General features: G+C 71.4%; 14 protein-coding genes. 6 read left to right on the top strand and 8 right to left on the bottom strand.

Annotated elements, in window-relative coordinates; translation table 11 throughout:
• Positions 1 to 54: 54 nt before the first annotated feature.
• On the bottom strand, positions 55 to 2,637 hold the full coding sequence (locus ACOFKX_RS01045; RefSeq protein ID WP_419825243.1) for a hypothetical protein: 2,583 nt from the start codon (positions 2,635 to 2,637) through the stop codon (positions 55 to 57).
• A gap of 98 nt (positions 2,638 to 2,735) precedes the next feature.
• Between ACOFKX_RS01045 and ACOFKX_RS01040 the strand changes: the two genes are divergently transcribed.
• The gene (locus ACOFKX_RS01040) at positions 2,736 to 6,944 is read left to right on the top strand and encodes a glycosyltransferase (protein ID WP_419825242.1); all 4,209 of its coding nucleotides are present in this window, start codon (positions 2,736 to 2,738) and stop codon (positions 6,942 to 6,944) included.
• Positions 6,945 to 6,959: 15 nt separating this feature from the next.
• On the opposite strand, the gene ACOFKX_RS01035 is transcribed toward ACOFKX_RS01040, so the two are convergent.
• From ACOFKX_RS01035 to ACOFKX_RS01020, 4 genes are all read right to left on the bottom strand, one after another.
• Positions 6,960 to 7,313, bottom strand: a complete 354-nt coding sequence (locus tag ACOFKX_RS01035; protein ID WP_419825241.1) for a hypothetical protein — start codon at positions 7,311 to 7,313, stop codon at positions 6,960 to 6,962.
• On the bottom strand, positions 7,310 to 7,834 hold the full coding sequence (locus tag ACOFKX_RS01030) for a glycosyltransferase family 9 protein (protein ID WP_419825240.1): 525 nt from the start codon (positions 7,832 to 7,834) through the stop codon (positions 7,310 to 7,312). The genes ACOFKX_RS01035 and ACOFKX_RS01030 overlap by 4 nt, the downstream gene beginning before the upstream one ends.
• A complete protein-coding gene (locus ACOFKX_RS01025) occupies positions 7,831 to 9,336 on the bottom strand; it encodes a glycosyltransferase family 9 protein (protein ID WP_419825239.1) in 1,506 nt (501 codons plus the stop codon). The genes ACOFKX_RS01030 and ACOFKX_RS01025 overlap by 4 nt, the downstream gene beginning before the upstream one ends.
• A 77-nt stretch (positions 9,337 to 9,413) precedes the next feature.
• Positions 9,414 to 10,796, bottom strand: coding sequence for an MATE family efflux transporter (locus ACOFKX_RS01020; protein WP_419825238.1), 1,383 nt, complete (start codon positions 10,794 to 10,796; stop codon positions 9,414 to 9,416).
• 80 nt (positions 10,797 to 10,876) lie between these two features.
• Between ACOFKX_RS01020 and treF the strand changes: the two genes are divergently transcribed.
• Positions 10,877 to 12,466, top strand: a complete 1,590-nt coding sequence (gene treF, locus ACOFKX_RS01015; protein ID WP_419825237.1) for an alpha,alpha-trehalase TreF — start codon at positions 10,877 to 10,879, stop codon at positions 12,464 to 12,466.
• Here the strand turns inward: treF and ACOFKX_RS01010 are convergent.
• On the bottom strand, positions 12,451 to 12,792 hold the full coding sequence (locus ACOFKX_RS01010) for a hypothetical protein (protein ID WP_419825236.1): 342 nt from the start codon (positions 12,790 to 12,792) through the stop codon (positions 12,451 to 12,453). The genes treF and ACOFKX_RS01010 overlap by 16 nt on opposite strands.
• A gap of 152 nt (positions 12,793 to 12,944) precedes the next feature.
• Between ACOFKX_RS01010 and ACOFKX_RS01005 the strand changes: the two genes are divergently transcribed.
• Both ACOFKX_RS01005 and ACOFKX_RS01000 read left to right on the top strand, forming a co-directional pair.
• Positions 12,945 to 14,504, top strand: coding sequence for an NAD(P)/FAD-dependent oxidoreductase (locus ACOFKX_RS01005; protein WP_419825235.1), 1,560 nt, complete (start codon positions 12,945 to 12,947; stop codon positions 14,502 to 14,504).
• 2 nt (positions 14,505 to 14,506) lie between these two features.
• Complete coding sequence (locus ACOFKX_RS01000; protein ID WP_419825234.1) at positions 14,507 to 16,399, top strand: hypothetical protein; 1,893 nt, start codon at positions 14,507 to 14,509, stop codon at positions 16,397 to 16,399.
• Here ACOFKX_RS01000 and ACOFKX_RS00995 read toward each other — a convergent pair.
• Together ACOFKX_RS00995 and sppA are read right to left on the bottom strand one after the other, a co-directional pair.
• Entirely contained in the window at positions 16,300 to 17,724 is a 1,425-nt protein-coding gene (locus tag ACOFKX_RS00995) for a dihydrolipoyl dehydrogenase (RefSeq protein WP_419825233.1), read from the bottom strand. The genes ACOFKX_RS01000 and ACOFKX_RS00995 overlap by 100 nt on opposite strands.
• Before the next feature lie 119 nt (positions 17,725 to 17,843).
• Positions 17,844 to 19,715, bottom strand: a complete 1,872-nt coding sequence (gene sppA, locus ACOFKX_RS00990; protein ID WP_419825232.1) for a signal peptide peptidase SppA — start codon at positions 19,713 to 19,715, stop codon at positions 17,844 to 17,846.
• A gap of 237 nt (positions 19,716 to 19,952) precedes the next feature.
• On the opposite strand from sppA, the gene groES reads away from it, so the two are divergent.
• Positions 19,953 to 20,240, top strand: coding sequence for a co-chaperone GroES (groES, locus tag ACOFKX_RS00985; RefSeq protein WP_419825231.1), 288 nt, complete (start codon positions 19,953 to 19,955; stop codon positions 20,238 to 20,240).
• A gap of 44 nt (positions 20,241 to 20,284) precedes the next feature.
• Positions 20,285 to 21,931 carry a chaperonin GroEL gene (gene groL, locus ACOFKX_RS00980; protein ID WP_419825230.1) on the top strand — a complete coding sequence of 549 codons (1,647 nt, stop codon included), beginning with the start codon at positions 20,285 to 20,287 and terminating at the stop codon, positions 21,929 to 21,931.
• Positions 21,932 to 21,949 lie beyond the last annotated feature (18 nt).

Genomic DNA, 21,949 nt, shown 5'->3' with positions numbered 1-21,949 from the left:
GACGACTTAGCCGCAAGACGTCCGGTGTCAACCGCGCAGTCGCCGCAGCTCACCTCAAGCGGGTATGAACAGCTCCTCCAGGTAGCCGGCGCGGAGCGCGTGGCGTGCGCGCGAGACGCGGCGCCACCCGCCCGCCGCCGCGACCCTCGCTGAGACGGTGACGGGAATGCCGGCGGCATCGCGCGAGCCTTCATGATCGATGGCGAAGAGCGCGCGCGCCCCGGCGGCCCGTGCGGCGGCGAGCCGTTCCTCGACCTCCGCCTCGTCCATCCGCAGCAGGATCTCGTCCGCGAGCAGCAATCCGGCCGGCGCCGCGAAATCGCCAACTGCGGCGTCGGTGCCGAGCAGATAGGCCTGAACGATCGCGAGCACGGGTGGCGCGGCGATGCGGTAGGAGGCAAGCCCACTCTCCCGTGCGTACCACGCGTTCAGCCCGACGCCACCGCCGATCTCGGTGACGCCGTCGACCAGGAGGTCGCCCAGGCTGGCGAGCCGCCACGCCGTGTGGGCCGCCTCGATCATCCGCAGGTGGAGGATCGCACCCCCGTCGACGTCGATGCCGAGATGCGCGCCGATCGCGGGCGGCGGCCGCAACGCGAAGCCGAGCGTCCGCCCGATCGCCCGCGCCAGCGCCGCCGCATCTTGCTCGGCCGCGATGCCCCACGGGCCGGCATCCGGCACCTGCGCCGGCCGCGCGCCGACGATCTCCGCCAGCGAGAACAGCGCGTCGCGGGTCTGGAGCGCGCGCTGCGCGGCGAAGGCGGCATCCTGCTCGCAGCGCCGGTGCTGGCGCGCGCCGCCGAGATGGCCATGCGCGACGGGGGAGCGGCCGAGCGCCGCCAGCGCCGCGGCAACGGCATTCGCATCGCCCGCGTCGAGCAGCCGCGCGAACGCCGCCTCGTCCGGCGTGGCGTGGCGATGCGGCGCGGCACGCCAAGCCTCGACCAGCGTGGCCGCGCGTTCGACATCGGGAGCGGCGTCCGGCGCGATGCGAAGCGGCGGCGCGGCCTCGGCGGGGTGGAGCAACCGGCCGAGCTCGCGGCTGCGGCCGTTGGCGTGGGGGACGGCCGGCTCGCCGCCCCCGGCGACCAGCGCCGCTTGCGCCTCCGCCCCGATCTCGCGCAGCCGCTCCGCGAACGAGCCGTGATGGGCGCGGACATGCTGGCGGACGAAGCGCGCGTGCGCGGAGTTGATAAGATCGAGCGGCAGCACCTCGATCGCGTCGATTAGCGTTGAGTCCTCGCGCAGGATCGCCTGCAGCAGGTCCTGATCGTGCGGGTGCGTCCAGTCCGACGCCTCGTCGAGCCACGCGTCGGGGATCGCCAGAAAGCGCGCGTGCCAGCGCTCGACGAGCAGTCGGCCGAGCGGGTGCCCGAAGTTGACGAAGGCGACCCCGGCATTGACATCCCACGCCTCCACCTCGACGCCGGCGGCGGCGAACAGCGCCGCGCGATCGCCCCGTTCGCGCAGGAAGGCGGGAAGGTCGAAGTCGAAGTCCCGAATATAGGCGTCGGCATCGAGGTAGAGCGCCCAGCCGGTGAACCCCGCGTCGAGAAGGTCGCGCAGCATCAGGATGCGGTTGAACGTCGCCTGCCAACTCCATCGTCCCCGCCGGACGCCGACATAGGCTTCGTAGCGCAGGCCTAGCCTGTCGCAATACTGCGCGACGTTGCGCCCGGTCTGCGCCAGCATGGGAGCGTAGCGGATCGGATCCGCCGTCTGGAGCACGCGGGTCGCGGAGCTCCGCCCGCGCCTCGGCGAGCGGCGGCGGGGGCCGGCGAGCCGCAGCACCGCGCAGAACTCGTTGCGGTCGCGCGGCGTGTCGTACACGCGTTCCGCCTCGAAGGCGCAGAGCCCCGCCTCGCCGAGCGCGGCGATCAGAGTCGCGAAGCTCGCCGGCGTAAACTGCCAGCTATGCACGTCGACGTAGCGACCTTCGGCCGAGCGGTACTCGTGGAGGGCTCGGCCCGCCCGACGTGCCTGTTCGGCGGGATCGATCGCACCGTGATCACCGCGCCAGTGGCGGACGCAATCGTTGTGAGTGGTGAGCGCCGCATGTTCCACCACGCTCGCTGCAGGGTGGCGGGTCCGCTCCTCCTGATAGGCGGCGAGGATGTCGGCCAGGCTGCTGTCCGGCAGGTAGTGATCGAGGCAATAACGGCGATCGGGCACGATCAAGAAATAGCGCCCCCCCGGATCCAGCAGGGCGGCGACATCCTCCAGGTGGCGCACGAGATCGGGCTGATGCTCGATCGCGTGCGAGGACAGCACCGCGTCGAAGCGTTCGGCGACGTCTCCCAGGCCACCGACATGGTGGATGCGCTCGGGGCAGCGCGCCGGGCCGATGCCGATCTCCGCGGCGCGTGCGCGCAGCCCGTCGGCGTCGAGGACGTCGCTGTAGTGGACCTGCTCGCCCGTCAGCAGCGGATTGCAGAACGGTCCGATCTCCAGCGCCGGGCGACCCGTGTCGATCAGCGCGGTCAGGCCCTCGCGGAGCGCTGCGGGCGACGCCACCCGCCCGCCGGTGCGGCCGCTCTCGGCATAGTCCCGCGCCGCCGCCTCGTCGTCGAGCGACGCGAGCGCGGGATTGGCGCGCCGGTAGTGATCGGCGTCGAAAGCGGGGGGGAGGGGGCGCATGGCTGGATCGGATCGGCGGGGCGGGCCCGGCTTGCCTAGCACGGGCCAACGCCCCTACACAGCCCGACCGTCTCGCCTTTCGTCATTCTGGTCCCGTCATGATCCGCGATCGCCTTCTCGACAGCCACGCGCGCGCCGCGCGGAAGGACGCCGATCGCGCGCGGGACGAGCGGCGCTGGGCGGACGCGGCGAGCGGCTATCGCCGCTGGCTGGTGCGGCATCCCGACGATTTCGCGATCTGGGTCCAGCTCGGTCACATGCTGCGCGAGCAGGGCACGCCCGCCGAGGCCGATCGCGCCTACGCCACCGCCGCCACGCTACGAGCCGACGACGGCGACCTCCTGCTCTATTGGGGGCATTGCCGTAGGATACTCGGCGATGCCGACGGCGCACTGGCGCTCTATCGTCGCAGCGCGGCGACCGACGACAACGCCGACGCGCGGCGAGAGATAGAGGCCGTCGAGCGCGAGGAGGCCGCACAGGCTGCGCCAGAGGAGCCGCAGCCACAACCGGAACCGGAACAGCCAGAGCCGGAACCGGAGCCGGCCGAGGAGGCGCGGCCCTTCGTCGGCCGCATCGAATACCTCTATCGCGAGGTCGTCCACGGCTGGCTGGCCGACGGCGGCGACGACGATCGCGCGCGGATCGATTTCGTCGACGAGGACGACCGCGCGATCGGCCGTGCCTGGGCGAATGCCGGCGTGCGGCGCGAGGATGGCTACGAGTTCCGCGCGCTCCTGGATCTCGATCGTCCGGTCCGCGTCCACGCCCGCCGCGCGTCCGACGGTGCCGAGCTGGAGGGATCGCCCTTCGAGACCCGCCCGCGCGAGCGCGCCGTCGACGAACGGCGCCGGGCGTGGGACGCGCGGGTCGAGATCGTCAAGCCGCTGCGTTTCGAGGCGGGCGGGGAGATCGCGCTGTACGTGACGCACAGCGCCACCGGGGCGCTGAAGCCGCACGTCGCGCGCACGCTCCGCCTGCTCATCGCCGAGGGCGTGCAGGTGTTGCTGATCGCGGCGACCGAGCGCCCGCTCGACCTGCCGTCCGAGTTGCTGGCGCTGGCCGCCGGCGTGATCGTGCGCGAGAATGTGGGCTACGACTTCGCTGCCTGGGCGCACGCGCTGCATCTCCTCCCTGAGCTGTGGAGCGCGGGCACGCTGATCCTCGCCAACGACAGCGTGGTGGCGGCCGACGCGCGGATCGCGCCGCTGATCGCCGACGTGCGCGCGTCCGTAGCCGACGCGGTGGCGCTGACCGCCAGCCTGGAATATCGCTGGCACGCGCAAAGCTATTTCCTGGCGCTCAAGCCGGCGGCGCTGTCGAGCTTCTCGCTCCAGCGCTTCTTCCGCGAGGTGCGGATCGCCGAGGACAAGAACGCGGTGATCCGCGACTATGAGGTGCCGCTCGCCGGCGAGATCGAGGGCGCGGGGCTCAGGCTCGACATCCTCTACCCGGCGCAGGCCGCGTTCAACCCGATGCTGCGCGGCTGGCGCGAGCTCGTCGATCGCGGCTTCCCTTTCGTGAAGGTGCTGCTGCTCGCCGGCGCCTTCCCCGACGTCAACGTCGAGGGCTGGCGCACGACGCTGGCGCGCGCCGGCTTCGACGTGCCGCTGATCGAGGCGGTGGTCGGGCATGGGCGCGAGCCTATTCCGCGCGACGGCGACGATCGCCTCTACGCGCACCCGCTGCCGCGCGTGGCGGACGCGGCCACGCTCAAAGTCGCCTTCTACGGACCGTGGAACTACGACAACGGCCTCGGCAGCGCCTCGCGCGGGCTGATCGCGGCGCTGCGCCGCACCGGCGTGCGGCTGAACCTCCACCCGGTGCGCAAGCGCTTCCACATCCACCGCCCGATCGCGCCGGCGGTCGACGTGCGCGACTTCGAGGGCGACGCCGACATCGCCGTCGTCCACCTTAACCCCGATAGCTGGCACCTCCTCGACGAGGAGCAGCTCGACGAGATCGGCCGCGCGCGGCGGCGGATCGGCTACTGGGTGTGGGAGATGGATCACATCCCCGGCGCCTGGTGGCACCGCTTCGGCGCGGTCGATCGCATCTGGGCGCCGAGCCGCTATTGCGCGCGGCTGTTCTCCGGCCAGGACGGGCCGCCGGTGGACGTGGTGCCGCACGTGGTGCCGCTGCCGCCGGCGCCCGCCCGTTCGCGCGCGGACATCCTCGGTGCGCTGGAGCTCAATCCCGCGCGCCGTGTCATCCTCTACGTGTTCGACGGATCGAGCTATCTCGTCCGCAAGAACCCGGCGGCGCTGGTCCGCGCCTTCGCGGCCTCGGGGCTGGCGGAGCGGGGCTGGACGCTCGCGCTCAAGGTCAAGCACCTATACGACCGGCGCGAGGACGGCGAGGCGTTCGCGGCGTTCGTCGCGGGCGAACGCGAGGTCGCGCTGCTCAATCACCGGATGCTGGCGGACGACCTCGACGCGCTCGTCGCCGCCGCCGACATCTACGCCTCGCCGCACGCGTCGGAGGGCTTCGGGCTGACGATCGCGGAGGCGATGGCGGCGGGCAAGCCGGTGGTCGCGACCGATTTCGGCGGCAGCGCCGACATCCTCGACGCCACGACCGGCTACCCGGTGCGCTGGCACGACTGGGTGCTGGACCGCGACTATGGCCACTACACCGCCGGCGGCCGCTGGGCGCGGATCGACGAGCCGGCGCTCTCGGCAGCGCTGGTCGCGGCGGCCGATGCGGTCGAGGCATGCGACGACCGGGTGGGGGAGGCGGCGCGCGCGCGCGTCGCCGAGCGGTTGTCGGCGGAGGCGGTGGCGGCGGCGATCGCGCGGAGCTTCGCCGCGCTGGAGACCGAGCGTTTCGCCGCGCGCACGTTCGAGCCGCTGCCGTTCAACCTCGTCGCCGGCGTGCCGCTGGAGCGGGGTAGTGGCGACGATCGTGTCCGCCTGATGGCGCTCGCGGCGGACGGCGACGTTCCCGACGACTTCACATCGGACGCTGGCGACGCGGAGTGGATCGCGCTGGCGCCCGCCGGCAGCCTCGCCTCGCCGCTGCTGGCGACGCGGCTGCTCGCCGCCGTTGCGGCGCGGCTCGACGTCCAGCTCTTCTACGCCGACGACGTGGCGGTGAGGACGGAGCGACCGCGCGAGCAGATCCGCCGCAAGCCCGAGTTCGACGCGACGCTCTTGGCCGCGCAGGATTATGTCGGCGCGCCGCTGTTCGTCCGCGCCGATGCGTGGCGCGAGCTTGGCGGCCTCGACGCCGCGCGCGGCACGGCGGCGGTGGCCGACCTGCTGTTCCGCGCGCACGCCTCGGGCCGATCGATCGCGCGCATCCCTGAGGTGCTGCTCGCCCACCCCGGCGAGCGCGTCTTGGCAATGCCGGAGGATTATCGTGCGATGTTGCGCACGCAGCCCCGTCTCGCGGCGTTCGACATAGCGGATGGCGCGGCGCTGGGCAGTTTCCTGCTGCGCCGCCGCTTCGCACCCGGCGCGGAGCCCCCGGTCACCATCCTGATCCCGACGCGGCGTGCCACAGTACCCGGCACGGACGTGCCGGCGATCGAGCGCCTGCTTGCCTCGCTGGGGGCGACCAACTGGCCGGCCGACAAGCTGCGTATCGTCGTCGGCGACGATCGCGAAGAGGAGCCCGACTGGGCGCGCGCGCCGTACCCCTTCGCGCTCACCCGCGTCGCCACGCCGCGCGCGGCCGACGAGCCCTTCAACTACGCCGCCAAGATGAACCGGCTATGGCGGATGGCGCAGACCGAGCAGATCGTCTTCCTCAACGACGACGTCCACGGCATGGCGCCGGGCTGGCTGCGCGGCTTGCAGACCTTCGCGGTCGACGGGCAAGTGGGCGGCGTCGGCGCGCGGCTGCTGTTCGACGACGGCAGCCTGCAACATGCCGGCCTGGCGCCGCACGGCACCTGCGTCGCGCACGCCTGGGTCGGCCACAGGCGGGAACGCGGCAGTTACTTCGACTGGGCGTCGGTGCACCGCGAATGGTCGATGGTGACGGGGGCGGTGTTCGCGACGCGGCGTAGCCTCATGGAGCTCGTCGGCGGCTTCGACGAGCGCTTCGCGGTCGAGTTCAACGATACCGACCTGTGCCTCAGGCTGCGCGCGCTGGGTTACCGCATCGTCTGCACGCCGGACGCCGAGATGATCCACACGGAGAAGGCGTCGCGCGGGGAGGCGCCGCCGCGCGGCGACACGATCGCGCGCTTCCTCGCACGCTGGTCGGGCTGGATCGCCGCCGATCCCGCCTGGCACCCGCTGCTCTCGCGCGATCGCTTCGAGGCGATGCCGATCCGCGAGGACGACGCCTGGTACGTGTGACGCGGGTGTCGAGCGTCAGCGGGCCTGGCTCGTCAGCCGCTCCAGCAGTCCGGCCAAACCGCGCCGGTTCTCCTCCGCGTCCAGGGCGAGCTGGCGGTCGAGCCGATCGAGCGCCGCGCGCAGGCGCATCAGTTCGTCGCCGTGCCAGCCTGTGCGATCGAGCGCGTCGCGGATGCGGGGCGCCTGCTCCTCCAGCGCCTGCCTCGCCGCCTTGACGTCGCCGCGCGCCGCGTCCAGCCGATCGGTGACGTCGGCGAGGCTGCGTTGCAGCACGAGCGTGCGCTCCGCCTCCAGCTCCACCCGCCGCTCCAAGCTCTCCAGACGTTGAAGGAGCGAGCCGGTCGTGTCGTCGGGCCTCTCGTCGCTCACGCCGCCTCCCTCCGGTCGCGCGCCATCGCCGCGAGGGCGGCTTCGACGACCGTGACGGGCTCGATCTGGCGGAGGCAAGCCTTGCCGTACCAGCTCGATTGGCCGTGATCGAGCTGGCAGGGCGAGCAGCCGATCGCACGGGTGACGACGATGACGTTGGGGCCTAGCGGCCGCCACTCGCTGCGATCGTGCGCGCCGCCGAACACGCAGACCGTGGGTGCGCCGAGCCCCGCCGCGATATGGGCGATGCCCGAATTGTTGACGATGACGCAGGCCGCCCGCTCGATCTCGCCGAGCACGCGGTCCCAGCTCCACCGCCCGCACTGGTTGACGACGCGCGCGGTCGGCGCCTGGCGGACGACGCCGCAGGCCGCGAGCTTCTGGTTGGCGGTGCCGACGACGTGGATGGTGCCGCCACTCGGCCAGCGCGCGAGCAGCAGCCGCACGCACTCGCCATAGTGCGCGACCGGCCAGTCGCGCATGTCGCTGTTGGAGAAGGGCGCCACGACGATGTCGCTCACGGCAGCGATACCTCCTCGAGCAGGCCGGTCCGCTCCAGCCGCATCGTCACCAATTCCAGCAGCAGCGCGCCATATTCGGACTGGTGGAGCAGGCTGCCGCCGCCCTGCCGGATCAGCCGGCCGCCGAAGAAGCTGAAGCTGATCGACGGCAGGTCGGCGACCGTGTGGATGCGGAACTCGAACCGCGAATGCGGCTCCTCCACCTCGAACTCCAGCCGGTAGCGGCCCGGCTGCGCGCAGGGCAGCGCCACGCGGCGCCTCTCCTCCAGCGCAACGTCGAGCTCGATCAGGCCGCCGTGGATATTGTCCTCCAGCTCCAGCCACGGCTCGAAGATGTAGCGGCCTGGGCGGAGCTGCCAGTAAGGCCCCCAGATCAGCGCGTGGCCGCGCTCGACGCGATCCTTGTCGCTGACCAGCCGGTAGTCCCAGCGCTTGACCGATCCCTGCGAGGCGAAGTCGTGGTGGCTGAGGCGATCCTCGCGCGCGGTCTGCGGCTCGTTTCGGTTGAAGTCGAGCGGCAGGAAGATATCGAGGAAGGGGAACTCGCCGTGCGTGCCGATCCCGGCCTTCAACGGCGCGCGCACGCGTTTCAGTAGCTCGCGTGTGTCCTTGTCGGTGCGCATGTCGACCGCGAGATCGTAATCCTCCACGATCAGGTCGCGGAAACGGCCGACGGTGGCGTTGACGTCGGCCGACTCCTCGCTGGAATTGCGCGGGAAGGCATCGAAGCCGATCACCTCGTCGGCGACGCCGAGCGCGCGCGCCGCGTCGACATTCCAGGTGCCGACCACGAGCGTGATGCGCGCGTCCGGGAAACGGCGGCGTGCGCGCGCCAACGCGGGTGTCGCAATCGCGAAGTCGCCGACATGATCGAGCTTCAGGATCAGGATGCGGCCGATCAGGCGGCGCATCGCCGTCTCGACGCGGGTGCGCACCGGCTCGAACGTGTAATCGGGCGCGTCGCCGCGCGCGATGGCCGGCTGCGTGCCGGTGCTGAGTTCCCAGGCCGGCGGCACGATGCGCTCGATCGCGAGCGCGACGTCGGCGCGGCCGACCGGGGGATCGTCGCGACCCGCCGCATAATCATAGCCGGAGTCGAGATCGCCCAAAAAGCGCACGCGGTAACGGTTGGGCTCCAACGCCTCCTCTAGTTCCTCCAGAAGCGATCGGGGCGTGTAGAGGCGGCGCTGGTCGTGGTGCCAGCGCGAGGGCAGGGTCAGCTGGCGCTCGTAGAGAAAGGCGTGCGGCACCACGACGATCAGGTGGCCGCCCGGCGCCACGCAATCGAACCAGCCTTGCAGCGCGGCACGATAGTCCGCCTCGTCTTGGAGCCGCCAGGCGGCGAGCACGGTGGCGTAGGAGGCCTCGTCGGCCCCTGCCAGGTCCCGCACATCGAGCATCGGCTCGCCGAAGAACGGGGCGAGCGGCCCGTCGCGCAGTGCATCGATGGGATGGAACCGGCGGGCGAGCGACAACCGGGTGGGCGGGGCGGCGTAGTTCACGTCGCGTCCTGTCCAGCCTCCGTCACCATAACGTAACGAATAGCGCGCTGGCCCAAGCGGGTCCAGTCGCGCCGCCGTCAGCCGCCAGGCAGAAGGCCGAGCGCCTCGCGTCGCGTCCAGCGCGCGAGCATGAGCGCCGAGACGACGGCAAGCCCGGTGGCGAGCCCGATCCACACGCCCAGGCCTCCCCAGCCAAGCCCGAAGGCCAGACCGATCGCGGTGCCGAACCCCGCCACCCAGTAGCCGAGCCCCGCGAACAGCATCGGCACGGCGGTGTCGTGCAGGCCGCGAAGCATCCCCGCGCCGACCGCCTGCGCGCCGTCGACGAGCTGGAACAGCGCCGCCACCGACAGGAAGGAGACGGCGAGCGCCACGACATGCGCCTGCGTCGGATCGCGCAGATCGAGGAACAGGCCGACGAGCGGTCGCGCCGCCGCCAGCAGCAGCGTGGCGGTGCAGCCCATCACCGCCAGCATGATGACGAACGCCGACCAGCCCGCGCGCGCGATGGCGGTGCGGTCGCCGCGCCCATAGGCGGTGCCGACGCGCACCGTAGCCGCCTGCGCGAGGCCGAGCGGCGCCATGAAGCACAAGGCGGCGATCTGGATGGCAACCGCGTGGGCGGCGAGTTCGGGCGTGCCGATCAGCCCCATCAGGAACACGGCGGCATTGAACACCGTCACCTCAAGGCCGAGCGTGAGCGCGATCGGCAGCCCGAGCCGCCACACCTCGCGGAAGCGTTGCCAGTCGGCCCGCCACCAGCGCCCGAGCAACCGGTAGCGGCGGAGGCGAGGGTGGAGGTGGATGACCGCCGCCAAGCCTACGAACATCAGCAGGTTGGAGAGGGCGCTGCCGATGCCGGCACCGCGTATGCCGAGCCGCGGCAGCCCGTAATGGCCGAAGATCAGCCCATAGTTGATGACGGCGTTCGTGACGACAGCGGAGGCGCCGACGAGCAGAGCCCAGCCCGGCCGCCGCAGCGCCGCCACGAACGATCGCAGCACATAGTAGAAGAACAGCGGCAGCATGCCGAGCATCATCGGGTGGACCAGCGACACCGCCCCATGGGCGAGCGTGCGATCCTGCCCGAAGGCGATCAGCACCGGCTCGGCCCACCACAGCAGCGCCCACAGCGGCAGCACCAGCACCACCGCCGACCACATCGACTGGCGCACGGTGCGTCGCACGTCGCGCACCGAGGAAGCGCGGCGCCCGACCTCGCGCGCGATCATCGGCGACGAGGCCGTCATCAGCCCGCTACCGAGGATCACGCAGGCGTAGACGAGATTGGCGCCGAGCGTCGCCGCCGCAAGCGCCTGCGGCCCCGCCCAGCCGAGCAGCACCACGTCGGTCGCCTGGATAAGCGCCTGCGCGAGGTTCGTCAGCACCAGCGGCCAGGCGAGCGCGATCGTGGCGCGCGCCTCCCTCCAGAACCACCGCTCGTCCGCCCGGGCCGCCATGGTGGCGCCAGTGGACTGCGTGCCGGGACGCCGCAACCCCGCCCTCGCCAAGCGCGTCCGGAACGCTCAAGCTCGGCGCGATGCCCCGCCGAGTCCCGCGCCTGCTCCTCGCCGCGATCGCGATCGTCGCGGCGACGCCGGCGCCGCGCCTGCCCCCCGCCGGGATCGCGGTGGCTACGCCCGCCGACATCTACGGACCGCTTTATCGCGCCGTCGAGCAGGCGCGGCTGTTGCCCGACAGCAAGAGCTTCGCCGACGCTGTGCCGCGCCGCGACCCCGGTGCGATCGTCTCCGACTACCGGCGGCGGCCCCCTGCGGATCGCGCCGCGCTCGCCGCCTTCGTCGCCGCCAACTTCACGCTGCCGACGGTTCCATTGCCACCGCGCCCGCCCGCCGGCGCGATCGCGGTTCCGCTCGCGCGGCATATCGGCTCGCTGTGGCCCGTGCTCACGCGCCCGGCGGCGGAAGTGCCGGCGGGCGGATCGGCGCTGCCGCTGCCGTCCCCTTACGTGGTGCCCGGCGGTCGTTTCCGCGAACTTTACTACTGGGACAGCTATTTCACGATGCTGGGGCTCGCCGCGCAGGGCCGCGACGATCTCGTCGAGGCGATGATCGACGATTTCGCCTCGCTTATCGAGCGCTACGGCCACATTCCGAACGGCACGCGCAGCTATTATCTCAGCCGCTCGCAGCCGCCCGCCTTCTTCCTGATGCTCGGCCTCTCATGCTCGCGCGATGCAGCCGTGTTTCGGCGGCGGCTGGCGGCGCTGCGCGCCGAGCATGATTACTGGATGCTGGGCGAGGATCAGGTGGCGGCGGGCGGCGCGCTGCTCCACGTCGTCCGCACGCCCGACGGCAGCCTCCTCAACCGCTACTGGGACGCGCGCGACACGCCGCGCGACGAGAGCTACGCCGAGGACGTGGCCACCGCGCGAACCGCCGGCCGCCCCGTGCGCGAAGTCTGGCGCGAGCTGCGCGCCGGTGCGGAGAGCGGGTGGGATTACTCGTCGCGCTGGCTCGGAGGCGGCCGGATACTCGGCGACATCCGGGTGACGACGATCGCCCCCGTCGACCTCAACAGCCTGCTCTACGGGCAGGAGTTGGCGATCGCCGCCGGCTGCCTGCGCCTCGCCGATACTGCCTGCGTGCGCGAATATGGCCGGCGAGCGGAGCGGCGCGGCGCGGCGATCCGCCGGCTTATGTGGCGCCCGCGCGAGCGTGCCTTCGCCGACGTCGAGTGGCGGAGCGGACGGCCGACGCCGGGGCTCACCGCCGCCTCACTGTTCCCGCTGTTTGCAGGCGTCGCGACACCGGCGCAGGCCGCCGCGACGGCCGAGACCGTGCGCCGCCGGCTGCTCGCGCCGGGCGGGCTGCGCACCACCGCGATCCGCACGGGGCAGCAGTGGGACGCGCCGAACGGCTGGGCGCCGCTCCAGTGGATCGCGATCGCCGGCCTCCGCCGCAGCGGCGAGGACGCGCTCGCCCGCACGATCGCGAGCCGCTGGCTCGCCACCGTCGCCGCGGACTATCGCGCGCGCGGCGTGCTCGTCGAGAAGTACGACGTCGAGCGGCGGGGCAGGGGCGGGGGCGGCGAGTATCCCAACCAGCAGGGCTTCGGCTGGACGAACGGCGTCGCCGCCCGGCTGATCGCCGATTATGGCGCACCCTGAGCGGCGGGTGCGGCGCAGCGGACGCCGACCTGTTTCTGGTATTGCTGGGCGAGGCCCGCGTCGGCGGGGCTCGGTGCGGTCACGGCGAGCGAGCGTTCGGTGCCGTGATCCTCGATGGTGAAGCTGAGCCGGGCGGAGGCGACCTTGCCGTCGGAGCCAACGGTGTCGAACGCGAAATCGAGCAACGTGCCGGCGGCGGTGTTGATCGCCGTCACCCGGCCCGCAGGCGCGAGCCGATCGCGCACGCATCGGACGAGCGCCTCGTAGGGCATCGTCGTCGAGAGCGGCGCGACCGGCGCCGTCACGGCCGATAACAGCAACGCCACGGATATCATGAGCCGGCCTCCACCGGTCGGCGCGATAGCAGCAGGCACGATGCCCGGCCATCGGCTTAGACGCCGCGCGGATACCTCTCGTTAACCACTCCTTAGAGGCTGATCGCGCACCTGCTTCACCGTTGGGGAGTGAGGATCGAGCGATGACGGACGGCGGGACGGCGATGCGCGGGATCGTGGATGTCGGGATTGTCGGCGCGGGGCCGGCGGGGCTGACGGCGGCCTATCTCCTCTCCAAGGAGGGCCGCACCGTCACCGTGATCGAGAAGGATCCGCGCTACGTCGGCGGCATCAGCCGCACCGTTGAGCATGACGGCTTCCGTTTCGATATCGGCGGCCACCGCTTCTTCTCGAAGTCGAAGCAGGTGGTGGATCTCTGGAACGAGATCCTGCCCGACGACTTCATCGAGCGGCCGCGGATGAGCCGCATCTACTATGAGGGCAAGTTCTACAGCTACCCGCTGCGCGCCTTCGAGGCGCTGGGCAATCTCGGCCTGTGGCGCTCGACGATGTGCATGGCGTCTTTCGCAAAGGCCAAGCTCCTCCCCAACAACGATGCGCGATCCTTTCAGGATTGGACGGTCAACCAGTTCGGTGCGAAGCTGTTCGGCATCTTCTTCAAGACCTACACCGAGAAGGTGTGGGGGATGCCCTGCGACGAGATCTCCGCCGACTGGGCGGCGCAGCGCATCAAGGGGTTGAGCCTCGGCGGCGCGGTGCTCGACGGGCTCAAGCGCTCGCTCGGCCTCAACAGGAAGCCCAATGACGGCATGGGCGCCAAGACGCTGCTCGAGACCTTCCGCTATCCGCGCCGCGGCCCCGGCATGATGTGGGAGGCGGCGCGCGACAAGGTGGAGGCGGCCGGCAATGTCGTGATGATGGGCCATTCGCTGCAGGCGCTGTCCTGGCATCCGGGCGACCAATGCTGGCACATCGCCGCGTACAACGAGGACGGCGCGCTCACGGTCATCCGGGCGCGCGACGTGATCTCATCGGCGCCGATGCGCGAGCTCGCCGCGCGTATCTACCCGCTGCCCGCCAACGCTGGCGCGGGCTTTGACCTGAAGTACCGCGACTTCCTGACGGTTGCGCTGAAGATCCGCTCGGCGGACCTTTTCCCGGACAACTGGATCTACATTCACGATCCCAAGGTGAAGGTCGGCCGCATCCAGAACTTCCGCTCTTGGTCGCCCGAGATGGTGCCCGATCCGGAGCTGGCCTGCGTCGGGCTCGAATATTTCTGCTTCGAGGGCGACGGGCTGTGGGCGATGCCCGACGACGATCTCGTCGCGCTCGCCACGGGCGAGATGGCGGCGCTCGGCCTCTGCGACCCGGCGGCCGTCGAGGGCGGCGCGGTGGTGCGGCAGGAGAAGGCCTACCCCGTCTACGACGCCGCCTACCGCGACAATGTCGACGCGCTGCGCCGCGAGCTGGAGGAGCGCTATCCCACGCTCCACCTCGTCGGCCGCAACGGGATGCACCGCTACAACAACCAGGATCACGCGATGATGACGGCGATGCTCACCGTCCGCAACATCGTCGCCGGCGAGCGGCTGTACGACGTCTGGGCGGTGAACGAGGACGCCGAGTATCACGAGGCCGGCCGCGAAGGCGACGAGACCGGCATCCGCGCCGCGCTCGCCTCCACCCGCGCCGTGCCCGAGCGCCTCGCCGAGCAGCAGCCCGCGCGCCGCGCGGCCTGACCGTGCTGCACCAGCCCATCACCGCCCCGACGGCCCGGTCGGGCGGCTGGGAGTGGACGACGCGCCGCTTCGTACTTGCCGTGCTCGCCATCTGGCTGGCGTCGATCCCGCTGCTGCTCGCGCTGCACGCGCACGGGCTGTCCGTGCGTGCCTACCCCGACCCCGACGACGAGCTGCGCCTCGTCGAGGTGCGCGACTGGCTGGCGGGGCAATCCTTCTGGGACGTGAGCCAGCATCGCGTGAACCCGCCGTTCGGCGGCCCGATGCACTGGTCGCGGATCGTCGACGCGCCGATCGCGGCGTTCGAGCTGCTGCTGCGCCCGCTGGTCGGCCCTGGCCCTGCGGAGTTCGGTGCCGCGCTCGCCGTGCCGATGCTGACGCTGCTGGCGGTGGTCGTGACCATCGCCTTCATGACGCGCAGGCTCGCGGGCGTACCGGCGGCGCTGCTTGCCGCCGCCCTGGCGCCGACGGTGCTGGGGTTGACGGTGCAGATCCAGCCGTTGCGCGTGGATCACCACGGCTGGGAGATCGCCTGCTCCCTCCTGGCGCTCGCCGCGACCGTTGCGCCGTGGCGTCGCGGCGGTGCGATCGCTGGCGCGGCGATGGCCGTCGCCTTGCAGATCTCGCTCGAACAACTGCCCCTCGCAGCCGCGCTCGGCGGCGTCGTCGCCGCGCGATGGATCGTCGCGCCGGACGCAACGGCGCGCGCGCGGATCGTCCAGTTCGCGGTGGTGCTGGCGGGGTTCGAGGCGGCGTTGTTCGCGCTCCTCCACCAGCCGTCCGCCTGGCGCGCGGTCTATTGCGACGCGGTGTCCTGGCCGCACCTGCTGGCGCTCGCGGTCGTGGCGATCGGCACGGCGGCGTGGACGCGCGCGCCGGCCCGGTCCTGGCTCACCCGCGCGGCGGGATTTGTGGGGATCGCGCTCGCAGCCGGCATCGCCCTGCGCGCGGTGCCACCGCATTGCGGGCTCGATCCCTTCGCGGCGCTCGGTCCGCTGGAGAAGCGGCTCTGGCTAGCCCAAGTCGGCGAGGGCCTGCCGGTGTGGCACGCGGGCCTGATGATGGCGATCTGCGCGACCGGCTTTCCGATCGTCGGCCTCGCCTGCGCCGGGGTCGCGGCCCGAGGCACGCGCGGGGCGGAGCGGGAGGCGTGGCTCGTCTATACGGTGATGCTGCTCGCGGCGACGGCGGTCGGCATCCTCGTGATGCGCGCGGGTTCTTTGTCAAATGCGATGGCGCTGGCGCCCGCGGCGCGCGCGATGACGCTCGCGGTGCGTCTCGTCCGGCGCAGCGGGTCGGCGCCGGTTCGCGTGCTCGGCAGCGTCGCCGCGATCCTTGCCTTGAGTCCGTGGGCGGCCGCCATCCTCGCCGCTCTGCTGCTCGCGAAGCCGGCGGCCGCCGACAAGCCGGCGCCCAGCGATTGCAAGACGCCCGCAGCCTACCGCGCGCTCGCCGCACTGCCGCCGGGCTACTTCCTGGCGCCGATCGATTACGGGCCGGCGCTTCTCCTCAACACGCCTCACGCGGTGCTGGCGACCGGGCATCATCGCAGCCACGCCGCGATCGCACAGGAGCTGTCCGCGATGACCGGCAGCGACGCGGTCGCGGAGCGGATCGTGCGGCAGCGCGGCATCGGCTACGTGCTCGTCTGTCCCGAACTCGGCGAGTTCTCCGTCTACCGCAAGGAGGCGCCGCGCGGTTTCGCGGCGCACCTGCTGGCGGGCCGCGCGCCAGGCTGGCTGAATCGTGTGACGCTGCCGGGCGCGGGGCTGATGCTGTGGCGGGTACGGCCCGCTCAGCCGCCCGCCGGATTGCCCTCGTCGCGATCGGCGGGCGGCTCCGTGCCGGTGCCCGCGCAGATCTCGCGGAGAGCCGTCTTCAGCCCCTCCTCGTAAGTCGGGTGGTAGATCGGCAGGTCGAGCAGCTTGGTGGCGGTCAGCCCCTGCTCGATCGCCCAGGCGAGTAGGTGCCCGAGATGCTCGCCGCCCGGCGCCGCGATCGTCGCGCCGACGATGCGCCCCTCGGCGGGGTCGGCGAGCAGCCGGGCAAGGCCACGGTTGGTGCCCATCATGCGGGCGCGGCCTTGATCGGCGTAGGAGGAGGTGCCGACGATCGCGCCTTCGGCGACGGCATCGCCGACGATCGCCACCGACGGGTCGGTGAACATGATCGCGAAGGGAACCGTGCGGCGCGCGGGCGACGTATCGGGGTGCAAGGCGGCATTGCGCCCCGCGATCGCGCCTTCGCTGGAGGCCTCATGCAGCACCGGCCGATCGGCGTCGGCATCGCCCGCGACGAACACCGCGCTGCCGCCGCACCGCATCGTCGCGCGGTCGAAGATCGGTGTGCCGTGATCGTCGAGCTCCAGCCCGGCAGTTCCGAGGTCCAGCCCTTCGAGGGCCGGCGGCCGGCCGGCGGCGACCAGCACCTGCTCGAACACCGCCTCGCCCGCCTGCTCACCGCGCCACGCCAGGCGCACACCGTTTTCGGCAGGCGAGGCTTCCAGTTCGGTGTCGAGGCGCCAAGCGAACTCGGCGCCGAGGATCCTGCGCATCTCGGCCGCGACCGCCTCGTCCTTGATGCCGCCGACCGAGCTTCCTTCGTCGAACACGGTCACGTCGACACCGAGCCGCGCCATCGCCTGCGCGAGTTCGAGCCCCAGTGGCCCGGCGCCGACGACCGCGAGCGATCGCGGCAGGTCGGCAAGCTCGAACACGGTCTCGTGGGTGAGCACGCGATCCCTCACCGCATCGTAGGCGGGGGGGATGGAAGGCGTCGCGCCGGTGGCGATCACCACTGCCTTGGCGGCCACCGTCCGGCCGTCATCGAGCGCGAGCGTCGTCAGGCCGGTAAACCGCGCGCGGGCTTTGACCATGATGCCGTCAGGCAGGTCGTCGAGGCCTTCAACGGTGGCGCGGACGAAATCGTCGCGTAGCGCGCGGACGCGCGCCATGACCGCCGCGCCATCGATGTCCGGCGCAGGCACCCGCACGCCGAAGCGGCCCGCCTCGCGCACCGCGTGCGCGGCCTCGCCCGCCGCGATCAACAGCTTGGACGGCATGCAGCCGACCCGCGCGCAGGTGGTGCCGTTGAACGCCGGGTCGATCAGCAGCGTGGCGGCGCCCGCCTTGCGCGCGCTGCGCTCGGCGGCGAGGCCGGCGGTGCCCGCCCCGATGATCGCGACGTCGCATTGCAGGTCCCGGCAGGTAAGATCGGGCATGGTCACTCCGGCCGAATGGACGGCCGGAGCCGCCCGCTCGTAACCTGTGTTGGCTAGTGTCGTTCCGGGCCGGCCAGGGGTAATTGGGCGCGCGTAAACCTAGGAGCTTAGCCGCGCGCTCACAGCCCGCCGGCGGCGAGCAGCCGGCGTGCGGCGGCGGCATCCGACGGGGAGGGGGGCTCGGCGGCTCCGCAGGCGAGGCAGCGCGCCTGAATCGCGGGCCCCGCCACGATCCGCCGAACATCGCCGAGCACGCTTGCCAAGGCCGCTTCCGGGCTGGCGTGCAGCCGCGCGAAGGGATCGCGCGCGAGCGTCGCGTCGGTGTCGTCGTCGCCGCTGGTGAGTCGCTTGAGCAGCCGCAGCCTCAGCGACGAGGGCCGCTCGACGAACACGGGGTGGATCTTGGCCGGATCGAGTTTCGCGCGCCGCGCGGCCTCGGCGATCGCGTCGGAGAGGCCGCCGAAGCGATCGACGAGACCCAGCGCCCGTGCTCGTCCGCCGTCCCAGACGCGGCCCTGGCCGATCGCGTCGACGCGCAGCAGCGGCAGGTGACGCGCCTGCGAGACTAGCACCAGGAAGCGTGCATAGGTCTGCGAGACGCCGGCCTGGATGAGCGCGTCCACCTCCGGCGTGGTGCCGGACAGCGGATCGGGCTGACCGGACAGCGGCGTCGCGCGCACGCCGTCGGTCGAGAGCCCAATCTTAGCGAGCGACTTCTGGAAGGTGGGGATGATGCCGAAGACGCCTATCGAGCCGGTGATCGTCGAAGGCTCGGCGAACACCGCGTCGCCCGCGGTCGACACCCAGTAGCCGCCCGACGCCGCCACCGACCCCATCGAGACGATCACCGGCAGGCCTTTCGCCTTGGCGGCGAGGATCGCCGAGCGGATACGATCGGACGCCGTCGCCGATCCGCCGGGCGAATCGATGCGCACCACGAGCGCCTTCAGGTCGTCGCGCGCCAGGCTGCGGTCGAGCGCGTCGGCGATGCTGTCGCCGCCCGCCGTTCCGGCCGCCGCCTTGCCGTCGACGATGTCGCCCGCCACCGTCACGACGCCGATCGCCGCGCCGGAGGTCGGCGCCGGGTTGGCGTCGATCCAGCCGTCGAGCGCGATGCTGCGGTAGCTGCCCGGGCCGCCCTTCCGGTCCGGGCCGACGATGCCCGCCACGCGCCGCCCGAAGGTAAGCTTGTCGCCCAGCCTGTCGACGAGCCCGGCGGAGAGCGCCGCCTCGGCAAGCGTGCCGTTCGGGGTGCGGCCGGCGACGAGCGGGCGCAGATAGTCCGCGAACCGCGCCTTGGGACGGGCGACCGCGACCTCCTCCTGCCACCGCGTCCACAGGGCGCCGATCAGCGCCTCTTCGGCGGCGCGCGCCTCGGGCGAGGCGTCGGTGCGCACGAACGGTTCGACCGCCGACTTGAACTTGCCGACGCGATAGACGTGCGCCTCGACGCCCAGCTTATCGAGCAGCCCCTTGTAGTAGAGCTGCGTTCCGCCCGGGCCCGGCGTCAGCACCGCGCCCATCGGATCGAGCCAGATCTCGCTCGCGTGGGCGGCGAGCAGGTAGGAGGCGTCGTCGTAGCCGATGGCGCGGGCGAACACCGGCTTGCCTCTGGCGCGTACCCGATCGAGCGCGCTGCCGAGTTCGGAAATCCCCGCCTGGCCGCCGCCGGTGAAGCCGTCGAGTTCCAGCGTCACCGCTTTGACCCGACCATCGGTCGCCGCCGCGTCGACCGCGCGGATCATGTCGCGCAGCCTGTACTGGTTGGGCGCCGATCCGCCGCCGAACACGTCGAGCGCGCGGGCGTCGGCGGGCTGCTCGACGAGGCTTCCCTTCAGGTCCAGCACCAGGGCGCCGCCCGCCGGGATCGAAGCGGATCCGCCCGCGGCCAACGCGACGAACAACCCCCCGAACAGGATCAGCAGCAGGATCAGCGCGAGCAGATCCTTGACGCCGACGAGGAACCGCCAAAAAGCCCGCACGAAGCGCATCGCGTCACCTTACCGTCACCGCGATGGCGCTAGAGGAGGGGGCGGGTGCTGGCAATCGGCCCGTCCCGCATATCGCAATGGTCGCAGAAATACTTGGCCCCGCCTGCTTGACGATGCTCTCGCCGCCGCCATATGCGCTTGGCTGGCACTCGCAATTGAGGAGTGCCAGGACGCTTTCACGCCCGCCCGTCGCCTTGTCGGCTGCGGGCGCCGTCGCATAGGAAAGGGTGACTCTACATGAACTTCCGTCCGCTGCACGACCGCGTGCTCGTGCGCCGCATCGAGGCCGACGAAAAGACCGCCGGTGGGATCATCATCCCCGATACCGCCAAGGAAAAGCCGCAGGAGGGCGAGATCGTCGCCGCCGGCGCCGGCGCCAAGGACGAGACCGGCAAGGTCTCCCCGCTCGACGTCAAGGCTGGCGACCGCATCCTGTTCGGCAAGTGGTCGGGCACCGAGGTCAAGATCTCGGGCGAGGATCTCCTCATCATGAAGGAGAGCGACATCCTGGGGATCATCGGCTGATCCTTTTCCGCTCTTCCGAACAATCTCTCTGAAAGGACAATCAAATGGCTGCGAAGGACGTAAAGTTCTCCCGCGACGCCCGTGAGCGCATCCTGCGCGGCGTCGACATCCTCGCCGACGCGGTGAAGGTCACGCTTGGCCCCAAGGGCCGCAACGTCGTCATCGACAAGTCGTTCGGGGCTCCCCGCATCACCAAGGACGGCGTCACCGTCGCCAAGGAGATCGAGCTCAAGGACAAGTTCGAGAACATGGGCGCCCAGATGGTGCGCGAAGTGGCCTCGAAGACCAACGACATCGCCGGCGACGGCACCACCACCGCCACCGTGCTCGCCCAGGCGATCGTCCGCGAGGGCATGCGCTCGGTTGCGGCCGGCATGAACCCGATGGACCTGAAGCGCGGCATCGACCTCGCCGTCGTTAAGGTCGTCGAGGACGTGAAGGCGCGCTCCAAGCCGGTGTCGGGTTCCAACGACATCGCGCAGGTCGGCATCATCTCCGCCAATGGCGACCGGGAGGTCGGTGAGAAGATCGCCGAGGCCATGGAGAAGGTGGGCAAGGAAGGCGTCATCACCGTCGAGGAGGCCAAGGGCCTCGAGTTCGAGCTCGATGTCGTCGAGGGCATGCAGTTCGATCGCGGCTACCTCTCGCCTTACTTCATCACCAACCCGGAGAAGATGTCGGTCGAGCTTACCGATCCGTACATCCTGATCCACGAGAAGAAGCTGTCCAACCTCCAGGCGATGCTGCCGATCCTGGAGGCGGTGGTGCAGTCGGGCCGTCCGCTGCTCATCATTGCCGAGGACATTGAGGGTGAGGCGCTCGCCACGCTCGTCGTCAACAAGCTGCGCGGCGGCCTCAAGGTCGCGGCCGTCAAGGCGCCGGGCTTCGGCGATCGCCGCAAGGCGATGCTCGAGGACATCGCGATCCTGACCAAGGGCGAGATGATCTCCGAGGATCTCGGCATCAAGCTCGAGTCCGTCACGGTCGGCATGCTCGGCACCGCTAAGCGCGTCACCATCGACAAGGACAACACCACGATCGTCGATGGTGCCGGTGACGAGGGCGCGATCAAGGGGCGCGTCGAGGCGATCCGCCAGCAGATCGAGAACACCACCAGCGACTATGATCGCGAGAAGCTCCAGGAGCGCCTCGCGAAGCTCGCGGGCGGCGTCGCGGTGATCAAGGTCGGCGGCGCGACCGAGGTCGAGGTGAAGGAGCGCAAGGATCGCGTCGACGACGCGCTTCATGCGACCCGCGCGGCCGTGGAAGAGGGTATCGTCCCCGGCGGCGGCACCGCGCTCCTCTACGCCACCAAGGCGCTCGAGGGCCTGAAGGGTGCGAATGACGACCAGACGCGCGGCGTGGACATCGTCCGCAAGTCGCTGACGGCGCTCGTCCGCCAGATCGCGGCCAATGCAGGCCACGACGGCGCGGTGGTCTCGGGCAAGCTGCTCGACGGCACCGACACCTCGCTCGGCTTCAACGCGGCGACGGACACCTATGAGAATCTCGTGGCGGCCGGCGTGATCGACCCGACCAAGGTCGTGCGCACCGCGCTGCAGAACGCCGCGTCGGTGGCGGGCCTGCTCATCACGACGGAAGCCACCGTCGCCGAGCTGCCCGACGACAAGCCGGCGATGCCGATGCCCGGCGGCGGCGGCATGGGCGGCATGGGCGGCATGGACTTCTAAGTCCTACCCACTCGGCCG

It is taken from the genome of Sphingomonas sp. (assembly GCF_965200105.1).
Classification (GTDB): Bacteria; Pseudomonadota; Alphaproteobacteria; order Sphingomonadales; family Sphingomonadaceae; genus Solisphingomonas.
This window is presented reverse-complemented; position numbering and strand designations above follow the sequence as displayed.